The organism is Nocardiopsis baichengensis YIM 90130 (genome assembly GCF_000341205.1).
Classification (GTDB): domain Bacteria; phylum Actinomycetota; class Actinomycetes; order Streptosporangiales; family Streptosporangiaceae; genus Nocardiopsis_A; species Nocardiopsis_A halophila.
Window position 1 is genome coordinate 83,120 of sequence record NZ_ANAS01000012.1, and the last position, 13,652, is coordinate 96,771.

A 13,652-nucleotide genomic window follows, 5' to 3' on the forward strand; every position below is an offset into this window, starting at 1 on the left:
ATCCACGATGATCCGACTCCGCGACGTCACCCACGCCTACGAGGGCCGCACGGTCCTGGACGGCATCACCCTCGACCTAGCCGAACACCGCGTCGGGATCATCGGCGCCAACGGTTCGGGCAAGTCCACCCTCGCCCGCACCCTCAACGGCCTCGTCGTCCCCGACTCCGGCAGCGTGCTCGTCGACGACCGCGGCACCCGCCGTGACCCGCACGCCGCACGCCGCCGGGTCGGGTTCGTCTTCTCGGACGCCTCGGCCCAGATCCTCATGCCCACCGTCGCAGAGGACGTCGCGCTCGGCCTGCGCCACTTCGGCCTGGGCCCAGAGGAGACCCGGCGCCGGGTGGACGCAGTCCTGCGCCGCCACGGCCTGATCGACCACCGCGACCACCCCGCGCACCTGCTCTCCGGAGGCCAGAAGCAGATGCTTGCGCTCGCCTCGGTCCTGGTCACCGAACCCGACGTGCTCGTGTGCGACGAACCCACTACGCTCCTCGACATGCACAACGCGCGCGTCATCGGCCGGACCCTGCGCGCGCTTCCGCAGCCGCTCGTCCTGCTCACCCACCAGCTCGACATGCTCGACGGTTTCGACCGCGTACTGGTCATGGACGGCGGCCGGGTCGTGTTCGACGGCGCTCCCGAGGCGGCCATCGGCCACTACACCGCCCTCATGGACGCCCGACAAGAAGGGGCGGACCGAGCGCGCGCTGAGGGCGGTGCGGTGTGAACGCCCTCGGGCTGTACGTCCCCGGCCGGTCGCGGCTGCACCTCCTCCCGGCCGGGGCCAAGCTCCTCGGCCTCCTCGCCCTGGTCTCCCTCCTCATCGCACTCGACGACCACCGCGCGGGCCTCGCCGCCTGCCTCGGATGCCTGGCCGCCTATCCCGCCTCCGGCCTCGGACTGCGCCGCGCTCTGCGCATGCTCCTGCCGCTGCTGCCCTTCCTGGTCGCCATCGCGCTCTTCCAGGCACTGGCCGGCGACCTCTGGGCGGCCCTGCGCGCCTGCCTCCTGCTGATCGCCGCCGTGCTCGCCTCCGGACTGGTCACCTTCACCACGCGCGTCAGTGCGATGCTCGACCTCTTCGAGCGCCTCGCCCGCCCCTTCTCCCGGGTCGGTGTCCGCCCCGACCGGGTCGCCCTCGTGCTCGCCCTCACGATCCGGTCGGTGCCCATGGTCGCCGCGGCCTGGCAGACGTCGAAGGACGCCTGTGCCGCGCGGGGGCTCCGGCCGTGGCCGCACCTCATCGTGGTCCCGGTGATCGTCGGCATGATCCGTACCGCGGAGGCCACGGGCGAGGCGATGACGGCCCGCGGCGTGGACTGATCCCTTCGCGGAGGTCTCGAGGACACCTGATTGCCGGAGGGGTGCCCCGGCCTTTCCCCAGGGTTATCCCAATCGATATGAGCGGGTATGAATCATCAACAGTCGGATGTGCCAGCATTGACCCCGCATCGCTATGGATTATGCGGATTCACGGCGCATTGCCCGCCTATTACCCGGTCGCGCAGCGGTACTGAAATGGGCCGCGGCCGCGGCCTCGGCTGTGCTGGTGGCGCCCCTGGCCGCAGCCCTCGACCCGCCTCCCGCGCGCGCGTCCGTCGCGCCGGCGGTCGACGAGCCCTCCCCGTTCGTTCCGCCGTGGATGGTTCCTGACGGCGAGGCCTTCTCGTTGTCGGACGCAATGGTCCACGACCTCACCGACGACCTCGACGCCTACCGGGCCGGAATCAAGGGCGACTTCGCCGCCGCCGCGGTCGAGCTGGAGACCGGTGCCGTGTACGGCTACCGCTCCGACCAGGCCTTCACGACGGGCAGCGTCGTGAAGCTCGACATCCTCGCCGTCCTTCTCCTCCAAGCCCAGGACGAGGAGCGCGAACTCAGCGATTCCGAGCGCGCGCTGGCCGAGGAGATGATCCGCCACAGCGACAACGAGGCCGCCGACGACCTCTTCCACCGCATCGGCTTCGTCCCCGGCTTCGACGAGGGACGCGACCGCTTGGCGCTCGTCGACACCGAACCCCACCCCGGCGGCCGCTGGGGCGCCACCTCCACCACCGCGCGCGAGCGCATCACCCTGCTGCGCGCCGTCTACGCGGGTGACGGTCCCCTGGACGCCGACTCCCGGGCGACCGTCCGGGAGCTGCTCTCCGGCGTCGCCCCGGAGCAGGCGTGGGGCGTGTCCGCTGCCGGTAGGGACGGCGAGGCCGAGGTCAAGAACGGGTGGGTGCCACTTGAGTCGGAAGGCGGCCTGTGGGCGGTGAACAGCAGCGGACGGATCGTCGCCGAGGACGGGCGGGTGTACCTGGTCGCGGTGCTCTCCGCCGGCCATCCCGGATACGGGCAGGGGGTGGAGTGCACCGAGCACGTGGCGGTCTCCGTGGTCGACGCCATGAGCGAGGACATCTCCGGCCAGGCCCCACGGGGGCCGGTGGGCGTCGGCTGACTAGGGTGATCCAGTGACCACCGCGAAGGAACGGGAGACACCCATGCCCGCCAACGCGCCCGAGATCGACCTGCGCTCGGACACGATGACCCGCCCTACCCCCGAGATGCGTCGCGCCATGGCCGAGGCCGAGGTCGGCGACGACGTGTTCGAGGAGGATCCGACCGTCCGGGCCCTAGAGGAGCGCACCGCAGAGCTCTTGGGCAAGGAGGCGGCGCTCTACACGCCATCGGCCCACATGGCGAACCAGATCGCCGCCTATCTGGCCGCACGGAGCGGCGAGGAGATCTGGGCGCACGAGCTGGCGCACATCCTCGGCAATGAGCAGGGCGGGACGTCGGTGCTGTCCCGCCTGCTGCCCCGGACCTTCAGCGGTCCGGAGAGCGCGCCCGAACAGGGGTGGCTGGACAAGCTGATCCAGGGGACGGACGACGTCCACCGTGCTCAGCCGGCGCTGATCTCCCTGGAGAACACCTTCACCGGGCGCGTCATGCCGTTGGAGGGCCAGAGGAGGGTGGCCGCCTTCGCGCGGGAGCACGGGCTGAAGGTCCACCTGGACGGCTCTCGCCTGTGGAACGCCGCGACCGCGCTGGGCGTGAGCCTCGCCGAGGCGGCCGAGGGAGCGGACACGGTGACTGTCTGCTTCTCGAAGGGGCTGGGTGCCCCGGTGGGCGCGGCCCTGGCGGCGGATCGCGACACCGTCCGCCGCGCGCGCAGGGCCAGAAAGCTGCTCGGCGGGGGCATGCGGCAGGCGGGCATCATCGCGGCCGGTGCGCTGTACGCGCTCGACCACCACCTGGAGCGCCTGGCCGACGACCACGCGCGGGCACAGCGCTTGGCGGAGGCGCTGAGCGCGGCCCCGGGGCTGTCGGCGGAGGCGCTGACGAACATGGTCATCGCGAAGACCGAGCCGGGACAGGCGCCGAAGCTGGTGGAGGCGGCGGGAGCGCAGGGCGTGGCGTGCATCGCCATCGCCCCGGACACGGTCCGCATGGTCGTTCACTTGGACATCGCCGAATCCGACATCGGAGAGGCGGGGGCAAGGATCACGAAGGCGGCCGAGTCACTGAAGGCCTGACGATGACCAACGCTGGGGCGCCGTACGAAGGCCCCCAGCGCTTACCATGCCTCGGCTGGATCGGCTCCTGTCAGGGGCCATCCCTACGCATGCGAGGCGTTCCCCGCGCCACATCCCCATGGGTCGGCGAGATGCGTCCATCCCCGCGTCCGCGGGGCTTTCACCTCCTTGTCGAGGTAGCGCCAGTCGTATCCCGGGCCATCTCCGCGTCCGCGGGGTTTTCGCCATGGAAGCCCACCACTCGGTCGTGTCCGATGGCGTGGTGGCGCTCTCCGGGCCCCAGCCGCCCCCGGGAGCACTGCCCGCCGCCCGCATCGACACCCCCGTTGATCTCGGGGAAGTCGGGGTAATACCGGCGAGTATTACCCCGACTTCCCCGAGATCAACCGCAAGAAGTGAGGGGGCGCGCACCCGGGGCGGGGCCGCCGGTCACGCTGCAGCGGTCGCACCGCTCACAAGGACGCGGCCGAAGGTTTCACCACTCCAACGGACACGACCCACTAAGAGGCCCGCAAGGCCGGGCCATCCCCGCGTCTGCGGGGCTTTCGCGATTGCGGCCCGTCCCGGCCCCGGCCGGTGCGGGCCATCCCCGCGTCTGCGGGGCTTTCCCTTATTGACCTGCGTGGATGTGCGACGTTACCGAAAAGCGATTCTTCGCGCACTCGCCAGGGACAGGTCCTGTCCTCATTCGACACGACCCGGAAAGCAGCCAGGGGTGCCGGGGCCAGGGAACGACTTCCCATGGCGCGGCACCCCCGCTGCTCTCGCTGCTCTCGCCGCCCCTGGCAACGGGACTACTCCCTACGCCGACGGCAGCTCCACCAGGCCCGCCAGCAGGGCGCGGTGGCGGTCAGCCGTGCCGAGGGCGATGGCCGCGCTCTTGGCGCGCTTCAGGTACAGGTGGGCCGGGTGCTCCCAGGTGAAGCCGATGCCGCCGTGCAGCTGCACCGCCTCCTCCGCCGCCTTCACGGCCACGCCCGACACGAACGCCTGGGCCATCGACGCGTTGATCCGCGCCTCCTCGGTGTCCTCGCCCGCCGTGTCGGCCGCCGCCCGGACCACCGCCCGCGCCTGGGCGATCGACACCCACAGGTCCGCCAGACGGTGCTTCAGCGCCTGGAAGGATCCCACCGGGCGCCCGAACTGGGTCCGGGTCTTCAGGTAGGCCACCGTCGCCTCCAGCGCCCACTCCGCCGTCCCCAGCTGTTCGGCCGCCAGCAGTGCCGCGCCCGTCCGCAGGGCGCGGGCCACCGCCCGCTCCGCCGCCTCGCCCGAGGCCAGCAGCCGGCCCGGCGCGCCGTCCAGCTCCACGTCCGCGAGCGGGCGCGTCAGGTCCAGGGTGGTCAGCCCCTTCACCTCCGCGTCCCCGGCCTCCACCAGGTACAGCTCCGACCCGCCCGGCCCCAGCGCCGGCACCAGCAGCAGGTCGGCCGGGAGCGCGTCCACCACGCCCCCCACCGTCCCGGTGAGCCGCCCGCCCTGCGCGCGAACGGCCGCCGGGAACGCCGCCCCGACCGGGGGAGCCGTGGCCAGCGGCACCGCCAGCGCGCCCCAGGCGTCGCCGGTGGCCAGCGAGCGCAGCGCCTCGGGCCCTGCGTCGGTGTCGGCCTCGACCCCGGCGCTGCCCTTCTCCGCCAGGGCGACGGCCTCCTGCAGCGCCGCCGTCGCCAGCACCGCGCTGCCCAGGAACGGCACCGGCGCGACCGCCCGCCCCAGCTCCTCGGCGACCACCGAGGCCTCACGCCAGGACGCCCCGGCCCCGCCGAGCGCCTCCGGCAGCGGCAGCCCGACCGCGCCCAGCCCCGCGAGCTCCTTGGCCAGCGCGCCGTCGGCGACCCCGTCCGTCTCGACCCGCGCCAGGACCGCCTCGGCCGGGCACTTGTCCGCCAGGAGCGCCCGCACGCTGGCGCGCAGCTCCTCCTCGACCTCGCCGTAGAGCAGGTCCACCGCGGCTTCGCCCGTCTCCGTGCTTCCGGTGCTGCTTCCGGTGCTCATTTCGGCAGGTCCTTCCACGCGACGTCCTTGTCCACCCGGGGCTCGGCGGGCAGCCCGAGAATGCGCTCGGCGATGATGTTGCGCAGGATCTCCGTGGTCCCGCCCTCGATGGAGTTGCCCTTGCTGCGCAGGTAGTGGAAGCCTGCCCCGCGCTTGGTGAAGGCCACCCCCTCAGGGCGGCGGAAGGTCCAGTCGTCGTAGAGCAGCCCCTCCTGCCCCAGCAGCTCCAGCTCCAGGCCGGAGATCTCCTGGTTCAGGCGGGAGAAGGCGTACTTGGCGGCCGACCCCTCCGGCCCCGGCTGCCCCACGGCGAGCTGCTGGCGCAGCCGCTCCTTGGTCATCCGCGCCGCCTCGGCCTCGACCCACAGCCGCATGAGGGCGTCGTGCGCGCCGGAGGTGCGCAGCTCGGGCCGGTTCCGCCACAGGTCGGCGACGATCCCGATCAGCCCGCCCTCGCGCGGGTCCGGCTGGCCGCCGATGGCCACCCGCTCGTTCATCAGGGTGGTCTGGGCGACCTTCCACCCCTGGCCGACCTCACCCAGCCGGAGGGAGTCCGGCAGGCGCACGTCGGTCAGGTACACCTCGTTGAACTCGGCCTCGCCGGTGATCTGCCGCAGCGGGCGCACCTCGACGCCCTCGGCCTGCATGTCGCAGATGAAGTAGGTCATCCCGGCGTGCTTGGGGACGTCCGGGTCGGTGCGGGTGACGAGGATGGCCCACCGCGCCTGGTGGGCCAGGGAGGTCCACACCTTCTGGCCGTTGACCGTCCACGCGTCGCCGTCCCGCACCGCCCGGGTGCCCAGCGCCGCCAGGTCCGACCCGGCCCCCGGCTCGCTGAACAGCTGGCACCACACCTCTTCGCCGGTGTACAGCGGCTTGAGGAAGCGCTCGCGCTGCTCGGGCGTGCCGAAGGCCAGGATGGTCGGCGCCGCCATCCCCAGGCCGATCACCAGTCCTTCGCGGCCCTCAGGGGCGGCCCCCAGGCGGGCGAACTCGTCGTCGACGACGGACTGCAGCGCGCGCGGCGCGCCCAGGCCGCCCGCGCCCTCGGGGAAGTGAACCCAGGCGAGACCGGCGTCGAAGCGCGCGGCCAGGAACTCCTTCTGCCCGGTGGTCGCTGGGTCGTGCTCGGCGACGAATCCGGCGACCCGCCGCCGCAGTTCGGCGGCGTCCAGCGCCGCCCCTTCGGTGACCGTTGACATGAAACCTCCGTGGGACCGCTGGGGTGGGGACGGCGCGTCAGTCCAGGGGACCGCCGGACACGTAGATGACCTGGCCGGAGACGAACCCGGCCTCCTCGCCGGTCAGGAACGCGATGGTGTTGGCGATGTCCTCGGGGCGGCCGGTGCGGCGCACCGGGATGGAGTCGGCCGCCGCCTTCTTGAAGTCGTCGAAGTCCACCCCGACGCGCGCGGCGGTGGACGCCGTCATGTCGGTCTCGATGAACCCGGGCGCCACCGCGTTGGCGGTCACGCCGAACTTGCCCAGCTCGATGGAGAGGGTCTTGGTGAAGCCCTGCATGCCGGCCTTGGCGGCGGAGTAGTTGACCTGACCCCGGTTGCCCTGGGCCGAGCTGCTGGAGAGGTTGACGATGCGCCCGAAGCCCTCCTTGGTCATGTGGGCCTGGACGGCGCGGGTCACCAGGAACGCGCCGCGCAGGTGCACGTTCATGACGGTGTCCCAGTCGTCCTCGCTCATCTTGAAGATGAGGTTGTCGCGGATGACGCCGGCGTTGTTGACCAGGATGGTCGGCGGGCCCAGGCGCTCGGCGACCTCGGCCACCGCCCGCTCGACCTGCTCGGCGTCGGAGACGTCGGCGCCGACGGCCACCGCCTCGCCGCCGTCGGCGGTGATGGCGTCGGCGGTGCGCTTGGCGTCGGCCTCGTTCAGGTCCAGGACGCCGACGGCGCGCCCCTCGGCGGCCAGGCGGCGCGCGGTGGCGGCGCCGATGCCGCGGGCGGCGCCGGTGACCAGGGCGACGCGACGGGGGGTCTCGGCCATGGGAACCTCCTAGTGGGGACTGGTGTCGAGTGGTCCAGGACACATCCGAGGCGATCCTATCCGGGCCGACCGACCGAGTGGTATGTGGGGGCCCCGGTGGTTGCGTGACCGAGATCGCGCCGCCGCGCCGACCGGGCGCGAATCGGCGTCGGTGCCGCGGATCCCACCTGCGCATTCGGCGGGCGCGGCGGCACGTCCGCGCCGCTCCGGCGGCACCCGGCGCACCGCGGGCGCTACGGTGGAAGCGGCGGACCCGCGCGCCGACGGGCCGCGCCAGGGCGGTCAGCCACCCCGTGCCGCCCGCACCGCATCCCCGGCTGAAAGGCGATGGCGTTGTTCGACGCCCACCTGCACATCATCGACCCCCGCTTCCCGACGGCGGCCAACGACGGGTTCACCCCTGAGCCGTTCACCGTCCAGGACTACAGGGAGCGCACCGCGCCGCTGGGCGTCACCGGCGGTGCCGTGGTAGCCGGGTCCTACCAGGGCACCGTGCAGGACCACCTGCTGGCCGCCCTGCGGGAGCTGGGGCCCACGTTCGTCGGTGTCGCCCAGCTGCCGCCGGACACCTCCGACTCCCAGCTGCGCGACCTGCACGCGGCCGGGGTGCGGGCCCTGCGCTTCAACCTGCACCGGGGCATGACCCGGGACCTGGACGCCCAGGTCCAGCTGGGCCTGCGCGCGGCCGACCTGCTGGGCTGGCCCGCCGAGTTCTACGTCGACTCCCGCCGGCTGCCGGAGATCTCCTCGCTGATCTCCCCGCTGCCCCGGGTGGCCGTGGACCACCTGGGCCTGTCCGCCGAGGGGCTGCCGGCCCTGCTCGACCTGGTGGCCTCCGGGGCGCGGGTCAAGGCGACCGGGTTCGGCCGGGTCGACATGGACGTGGCCGAGGCCCTGCGCGCCATCGCCGGGGTCAACCCGGGCGCGCTGATGTTCGGCACCGACCTGCCCTCGACACGGGCCGACCGCCCCTTCCGCGACTCCGACGCCGACCTGGTCGCCGACGCGCTCGGCGAGGACCTGGCCGAGCGCGCCTTCACGACCAACGCCCGCGAGTTCTACGGGATCGCTTCCCGCGCGCATGTGGCCTGAGCCCTGAGCCGGGGAGGGGCTTCAGAGCCCGCTGAACGCGCTGCACGGGCCGTGCGCGGCCCGTGTGACCTTCGCGGGGGCTCTGAGGGGTCCGGGCGATGGCGGCCTTCTCAGTGCGATGCGGGGGCCGTCGGCCGTCGCCGCGGCGCCGGATGCGTTCCGGCGGGTCGGGACGGCAGGTTCACCCCCCGGTGGCCGGATGCGGCGGACGCCCCCTTCTCGGCACGCCGCTTCATCACGCAGCGTGATGTTCCCGCTCCCTGGCACCGGTACCCGCCTGCCCGGGGGTCGCTCCCGTGTCGCCCGGGGGAAACTCCGGGTTCGCCCCCAATTACTTTCGGTAGCAGTATGATGGCGGCCGCTCGCTCGCGCCCCTCACGCGGAGGGGTGTTCCCCACCGTCGCCGTGGGGGTGGCACCACCCGGCGGGTAGGGGCCACTGGCGACTACGTGCGGTGACGAAATTCGGCTGAGAATCCAGGTATCGTAACGCTACGAGTTCGGATTCGCGGAGAAGGTCGGGGGTGGGTGGACGGTGATCGTCGTCGCACACCGCGGCGCCTCCGCGTACGCGCCGGAGAACACGCTCGCCGCTCTGGAGGCCGCGCCGCGTCTGGGGGCGCACATGTGCGAGATCGACGTCCGGCGCACCGCCGACGACGAGCTCGTCGTCGTCCACGACCCCACGCTGGCCCGGACCACCGACGCCGTGCTGCGCTTCCCGGACCGGCGCCCCTGGCGGATCCAGGACTTCACCCTGGCCGAGATCCGCACCCTCGACGCCGGGTTCTGGTTCGCCGACCGCTACGCCGGCCAGCGCGTCCCCACCCTGCGCGAGGCCCTCGACGTCCTGCGCCAGACCGGCTGCGGTGCCCTGGTCGAGCTGAAGGTCCAGCGCCGCGACCCGCTCCTGTGCGCCCGCATCCTCGACTTCCTCGCGCACGACCCCTACTGGCGCAGCGCGCGCCGGGACGGCACCCTCATGGTGCAGAGCTTCGACTGGGTGGTGCTGCGCGTCCTCGCCGAGGCCCTGCCCGGCCTGTGCACGGCGGCGCTGGGGCGCCCCTACGGGCGGCTCGGGCTGCGCCGCCTGGCCCGCTACGCCCGCCAGGTGCACCCCCACCACCTGCGGGTCACCGCCCCCTATGTGCGCCAGGTGCACGGCCAGGGGCTGGGCATGTTCGGCTGGACCGCCAACCACCCCGGCGCCATCCGCCGCCTGGTGCGCGACGGGGTGGACGGCATCATCACCGACTATCCCGACCGGGTGTCGGGGCAGGATCTGCTGGCGGCCTGAGGCCCCGGCCCGTTCTGCGGTCCCCTCCGCCCCCTCCGACCTGGACCGGAAGAGGCGTCGGAGAAAGTTCGGGTCTGAACTATCGGAATCCCCTGTCCCCGCGGGGCCGGTGTCCTAGGATGCGTGCATGAGGAAGATGCACGTGCATTTGGGCCGTGCGCGGAGCGCCTCGGCCGCCGGTGTCCGGTGTGTTCGGCCGGGACCGGCCATGGAGCTCGGGACTCGACACGACTGCGAGGGGATCGCGGTGAGCGGACCGTCACGGCAAGGGGCAGGACCGGGCGGCACGGAGACGGCGCCGGCGGGCAGGGAGCTCGGGGCCGCCGACTGGTGGGTCGGGGCGCTCCGCTCGGGCGAGCCGGCGGCGAGCATCGCGGTGGAGGCCGCCCGCGGCCGCGCGGACGTCGCCTTCGACCTGCCGGCCGCCCCCGGGGCGCCCGGGGCCGCACGCGAACTCGGCGCCCGCGTCCTGGGGGTGTGGGGCATGGACGGGTTCGTCGGCGACGCCGAGCTGGTCCTGTCCGAACTGGTCACCAACGCCGTCCGGCACGGACTGCCCGCCCAGACCGCTTCGTACGGATACGGGAACGTTATCCGCGTCCGCCTCCTGCGCCGTGCGGGGCAGGCGGTGTGCGCCGTCCAGGACCCCTCCGTCCGGGTCCCGTCCCCCCGGGAGCCGGACCTCCTTCTGGAGACGGGGAGGGGATTGCACCTGGTCGGGTGCTTTTCCCAGGAGTGGGGCGTGGTCCTGGCCCCGCCGCGCGGCAAGTACGTCTGGGCGCTGTTCGCCTGAGCCGTCCCTCCTCCCTACCCCCGCCCCGACCCGCGGTGATGCCCGCCACACTCGGAATCTGTGGGCGGATCCGCCCCGCGCCGACCGAACACCTGCGTGCGGCGGCGCTATCGTGGGGGGATGGACGAGTGAGTTCCACGGCGCCCGGCCGCCCCGCGGCCGCGGGAAGGGCGGCGCCGGACGGCCAGGTCTGGGGAGGCAGCGGTCATGAGCGGCATCGCGCGCATCAAGCAGGGCGCCGGTCCGACCGTGCGCCGTATGCTGCTCGGATCGGAACTGCGCAAGTACCGCGAGAAGGCCGGGGTCTCGCGCGGCGAGGCGGGCCACCACATCCGCGGCTCCGAGTCCAAGATCAGCCGCATGGAGCTGGGGCGCGTGGGCTTCAAGGCCCGCGACGTCGAGGACCTGCTCGTGCTCTACGGGGTCGAGGACCGCGACCTCATCCGCACCATGGGCCAGATGGCCCGCGACACCAACAAGCCGGGCTGGTGGCAGCAGTACGGTGAGGCGCTGCCCAACTGGTTCCAGGTCTACGTGGGCCTGGAGGAGGCGGCCAGCCGCATCCGCGTGTACGAGGCGCAGTTCATCCACGGCCTGCTGCAGACCGAGGAGTACGCCCGCGCGGTGATCAACGGCGGCGTCGGCCTGCCCGACCAGGCCACCGAGGACCGGGTGAAGGTGCGCATGCGGCGCCAGCGCCGGCTCGACGAGCCCAACGTGAAGCTGTGGGCCATCCTCGACGAGGCCGCCGTGCGGCGCCCCGTCGGAGGCCCCGAGCTGATGCGCCGCCAGATGCAGCGGCTGGTGGAGGCGTGCGACCACCCCCACATCACGCTGCAGATCGTCCCGTTCAGCGCCGGCGTGCACGCGGCCGAGGCGGGATCCTTCTCGATCCTGCGCTACCCGGACTTCGAGCTGTCCGACATCGTCTACGTCGAGCACCTGACCGGCTCCCTCTGCCTCGACAAGAGGATGGAGGTCGACGCCTACACCATGGCCATGGAGAAGCTGAGCGTCATCGCCTGCCCTCCCACGGAGACGCAGGAGATCCTCAAGGACATGGTCGACGAGTTCTGATCCTCCTCGCGGCTTCTGGAGTACGGACCCGAGGGGCGCCTGTGACCGGTGTGCTCTGATGTGCTCTGTGAACCGGGCGCCCGGAAGGCGCGGCGCCTGAGACGCGAACGCGGCCGGACCCTGGCGATGACGGCGGTGCCCGCCGCCCGGACCCACGGGCGGCGGGCACCGAAGTGCAGAGCGCCCCGTCCCGGTGTGCGTCGGGACGGGGCCGAGGGGTCGGGGAGCTCCGTCCCCCGAATCCTGTCTCTGGTCGTCCGGAGCTCCCTCAGCGGCCTGCGGGGAGAGGCCGCATTCGGTCTCGGGCCCTTCAGGGCCGTTCAGCTCAGGAAGTTGTCGAAGTCTCCGTCCTTCGCGCCCAGGATCAGGGCGTCGATCTCGGCCTGGGTGTAGAGCAGGGCCGGCCCGCCCGGGAACCGGGAGTTGCGCACCGCGATCGAGCCGTCGGGGAGCTTGGCCATCTCCACGCACGAGCCGCGGGAGTTGCTGCGCTGGCTCTTCTGCCAGGCGGCGCTCGTGAGCTCGGTTGCGGGGATGCCGTTGTACGCGCTCATGATGCTGCGTTCCTCCTTCAACCTTGTGTGTGCGCGGCGCTGTGCAAGTGTCGATGCACGTGCATTAGCACCGTACTTTGATCAGGATAGCGCACGTGCATCTCCTGTGTGGGGCGCTTTCTCCGGATGTAGGCGGCTTGTAAGCAGCTGCAATCACGACGAGCGGGATTGCATGAAATCGGGCCCCGCCGCGGATCGCGGCGGGGCCCGGGGCGAGGCGGGTCGGGCGGTTCGGGTCAGGAGCAGCCCAGACCCTCGCTCAGCGTCTCCAGGTTGGCGCGCATGACCGAGGGGTAGTCGTCGCCGGGGGAGTCCTCGGTGATGCCCTCGAGCGGGTCGAGCACCGCGGTGCCGGCCCCGGCCTCGTCGGCGATGGTCTCCGCGACCGCCGGGCTGACCAGGGTCTCGGTGAACACGGTCGACACGTCGTGCTCCTCGACCAGTTCGGCGACCTCGGCGATGCGGGCGGGGGAGGGCTCGGTCTCGGGCGACAGGCCCGAGATGCCGATCTGCTCCAGGTCGTGTTCGGCCGCCAGGTAGCCGAAGGCGGTGTGGTTGACGACCATCTCGCGGCCGTCGCACTCGGCCAGGCCCTCGTCGTACTCGGTGCCGATGGCCTCCAGCTCGCCGCGGACCCGCTCGGCGTTGGCGCGGTAGTCCTCGGCGCCGTCCGGGTCGGCCTCGGCCAGCCGGTCGGCGAGCCCGTCGGCGGTGTCGGCCATCCGCCCGGTGTCCAGCCACATGTGCGGGTCGTGGTCGCCGTGGTCGTGGCCGTCGCCCTCGGCGTGCTCCCCCTCCCCGGCGTGCTCCTCTTCGCCGTCCTCGTGCGCGTGGCCCTCCTCGGCGTGGTCGTGGCCCTCGTGCCCCTCCTCGTCGGCCTCGGCCGGGCGCAGCTCGACCAGGTCGGCCACGTCGAGCGCGTTGCCGTCGGAGACCTCGGCGACGGCGTCGTCCACGGCCGGCTGCAGGCCGTCGATGTAGAAGACCACGTCGGCGTCGGAGACCTCGCCGGTCTGCCGTCCGGTCAGCTCCAGATCGTGCGGCTCGGAGCCGGGCTCGGTGAGGTTGGAGACCGAGGTCCGGTCCCCGCCGACCTCCTCGGCCAGCCACTGCAGCGGGTAGACGCCGGTCACGACCGTGACCTCGGCCCCTCCTCCTCCTCCTCCGCCGCCCCCGCCGCCCGCGTCCGTGCCCCCGCAGCCGGCGAGTGCGACCGAGGCGGCCGCTCCGGCCGCCACCACCTTGACCGTCGTCCTGGTTCCCATGGGACGATGATCGGGAAAATGAAAATGGTTGTCAATTTTGGGTGGTTCGTCCGGT

At 72.7% G+C, this 13,652-nt stretch carries 13 protein-coding genes; 8 read left to right on the forward strand and 5 right to left on the reverse strand.

Features of this window, described 5'->3' with window-relative positions; genetic code table 11:
• The first annotated feature begins 7 nt into the window (after window positions 1–7).
• From C892_RS0111375 to C892_RS0111390, 4 genes are all read left to right on the forward strand, one after another.
• Window positions 8–730 (forward strand): energy-coupling factor ABC transporter ATP-binding protein, encoded by a 723-nt coding sequence (locus C892_RS0111375; protein WP_017557290.1) that lies wholly within the window; start codon window positions 8–10, stop codon window positions 728–730.
• Complete coding sequence (locus C892_RS0111380) at window positions 727–1,326, forward strand: energy-coupling factor transporter transmembrane component T family protein (protein WP_017557291.1); 600 nt, start codon at window positions 727–729, stop codon at window positions 1,324–1,326. Before C892_RS0111375 ends, C892_RS0111380 begins: the two co-directional genes overlap by 4 nt.
• 226 nt (window positions 1,327–1,552) lie before the next feature.
• Window positions 1,553–2,446, forward strand: coding sequence for a serine hydrolase (locus C892_RS0111385; RefSeq protein ID WP_239647352.1), 894 nt, complete (start codon window positions 1,553–1,555; stop codon window positions 2,444–2,446).
• Between the two features lie 43 nt (window positions 2,447–2,489).
• On the forward strand, window positions 2,490–3,524 hold the full coding sequence (locus C892_RS0111390) for a threonine aldolase family protein (RefSeq protein WP_017557293.1): 1,035 nt from the start codon (window positions 2,490–2,492) through the stop codon (window positions 3,522–3,524).
• An 801-nt stretch (window positions 3,525–4,325) separates the two neighbouring features.
• Here the strand turns inward: C892_RS0111390 and C892_RS0111395 are convergent.
• The 3 genes from C892_RS0111395 to fabG are packed head-to-tail and all read right to left on the reverse strand — an operon-like array spanning window position 4,326 to window position 7,520.
• The gene (locus tag C892_RS0111395) at window positions 4,326–5,519 is read right to left on the reverse strand and encodes an acyl-CoA dehydrogenase family protein (protein WP_017557294.1); all 1,194 of its coding nucleotides are present in this window, start codon (window positions 5,517–5,519) and stop codon (window positions 4,326–4,328) included.
• Entirely contained in the window at window positions 5,516–6,721 is a 1,206-nt protein-coding gene (locus C892_RS0111400; protein WP_017557295.1) for an acyl-CoA dehydrogenase family protein, read from the reverse strand. Before C892_RS0111400 ends, C892_RS0111395 begins: the two co-directional genes overlap by 4 nt.
• A gap of 37 nt (window positions 6,722–6,758) precedes the next feature.
• Complete coding sequence (gene fabG, locus C892_RS0111405) at window positions 6,759–7,520, reverse strand: 3-oxoacyl-ACP reductase FabG (RefSeq protein ID WP_017557296.1); 762 nt, start codon at window positions 7,518–7,520, stop codon at window positions 6,759–6,761.
• A gap of 327 nt (window positions 7,521–7,847) precedes the next feature.
• Here fabG and C892_RS0111410 point away from each other — a divergent pair, with 327 nt between their 5' ends.
• The 4 genes from C892_RS0111410 to C892_RS0111425 all read left to right on the forward strand — a co-directional run bounded on the left by C892_RS0111410 (window position 7,848) and on the right by C892_RS0111425 (window position 11,778).
• Entirely contained in the window at window positions 7,848–8,612 is a 765-nt protein-coding gene (locus tag C892_RS0111410; RefSeq protein WP_017557297.1) for an amidohydrolase family protein, read from the forward strand.
• A gap of 534 nt (window positions 8,613–9,146) precedes the next feature.
• Window positions 9,147–9,908: a glycerophosphodiester phosphodiesterase gene (locus C892_RS0111415; RefSeq protein ID WP_017557298.1), complete on the forward strand. Its 762-nt coding sequence runs from the start codon at window positions 9,147–9,149 to the stop codon at window positions 9,906–9,908.
• A gap of 247 nt (window positions 9,909–10,155) precedes the next feature.
• Window positions 10,156–10,701, forward strand: a complete 546-nt coding sequence (locus C892_RS0111420) for an ATP-binding protein (protein WP_040685384.1) — start codon at window positions 10,156–10,158, stop codon at window positions 10,699–10,701.
• A 207-nt stretch (window positions 10,702–10,908) separates the two neighbouring features.
• On the forward strand, window positions 10,909–11,778 hold the full coding sequence (locus C892_RS0111425) for a Sco1979 family transcriptional regulator (RefSeq protein ID WP_017536969.1): 870 nt from the start codon (window positions 10,909–10,911) through the stop codon (window positions 11,776–11,778).
• A 320-nt stretch (window positions 11,779–12,098) separates the two neighbouring features.
• On the opposite strand, the gene C892_RS0111430 is transcribed toward C892_RS0111425, so the two are convergent.
• Together C892_RS0111430 and C892_RS0111435 are read right to left on the reverse strand one after the other, a co-directional pair.
• Entirely contained in the window at window positions 12,099–12,332 is a 234-nt protein-coding gene (locus C892_RS0111430; protein WP_017536968.1) for a DUF397 domain-containing protein, read from the reverse strand.
• 236 nt (window positions 12,333–12,568) lie between these two features.
• Window positions 12,569–13,597 carry a metal ABC transporter substrate-binding protein gene (locus C892_RS0111435; protein ID WP_017557300.1) on the reverse strand — a complete coding sequence of 343 codons (1,029 nt, stop codon included), beginning with the start codon at window positions 13,595–13,597 and terminating at the stop codon, window positions 12,569–12,571.
• Window positions 13,598–13,652: the final 55 nt, after the last annotated feature.

Coding starts and splice junctions, on each gene's coding strand:
- C892_RS0111375 (WP_017557290.1), top strand. CDS start 8: ATGATCCGACTCCGCGACGTCACCCACGCCTACGAGGGCCGCACGGTC.
- C892_RS0111390 (WP_017557293.1), top strand. CDS start 2,490: ATGCCCGCCAACGCGCCCGAGATCGACCTGCGCTCGGACACGATGACC.
- C892_RS0111395 (WP_017557294.1), bottom strand. CDS start 5,519: ATGAGCACCGGAAGCAGCACCGGAAGCACGGAGACGGGCGAAGCCGCG.
- C892_RS0111400 (WP_017557295.1), bottom strand. CDS start 6,721: ATGTCAACGGTCACCGAAGGGGCGGCGCTGGACGCCGCCGAACTGCGG.
- fabG (WP_017557296.1), bottom strand. CDS start 7,520: ATGGCCGAGACCCCCCGTCGCGTCGCCCTGGTCACCGGCGCCGCCCGC.
- C892_RS0111410 (WP_017557297.1), top strand. CDS start 7,848: ATGGCGTTGTTCGACGCCCACCTGCACATCATCGACCCCCGCTTCCCG.
- C892_RS0111425 (WP_017536969.1), top strand. CDS start 10,909: ATGAGCGGCATCGCGCGCATCAAGCAGGGCGCCGGTCCGACCGTGCGC.
- C892_RS0111430 (WP_017536968.1), bottom strand. CDS start 12,332: ATGAGCGCGTACAACGGCATCCCCGCAACCGAGCTCACGAGCGCCGCC.
- C892_RS0111435 (WP_017557300.1), bottom strand. CDS start 13,597: ATGGGAACCAGGACGACGGTCAAGGTGGTGGCGGCCGGAGCGGCCGCC.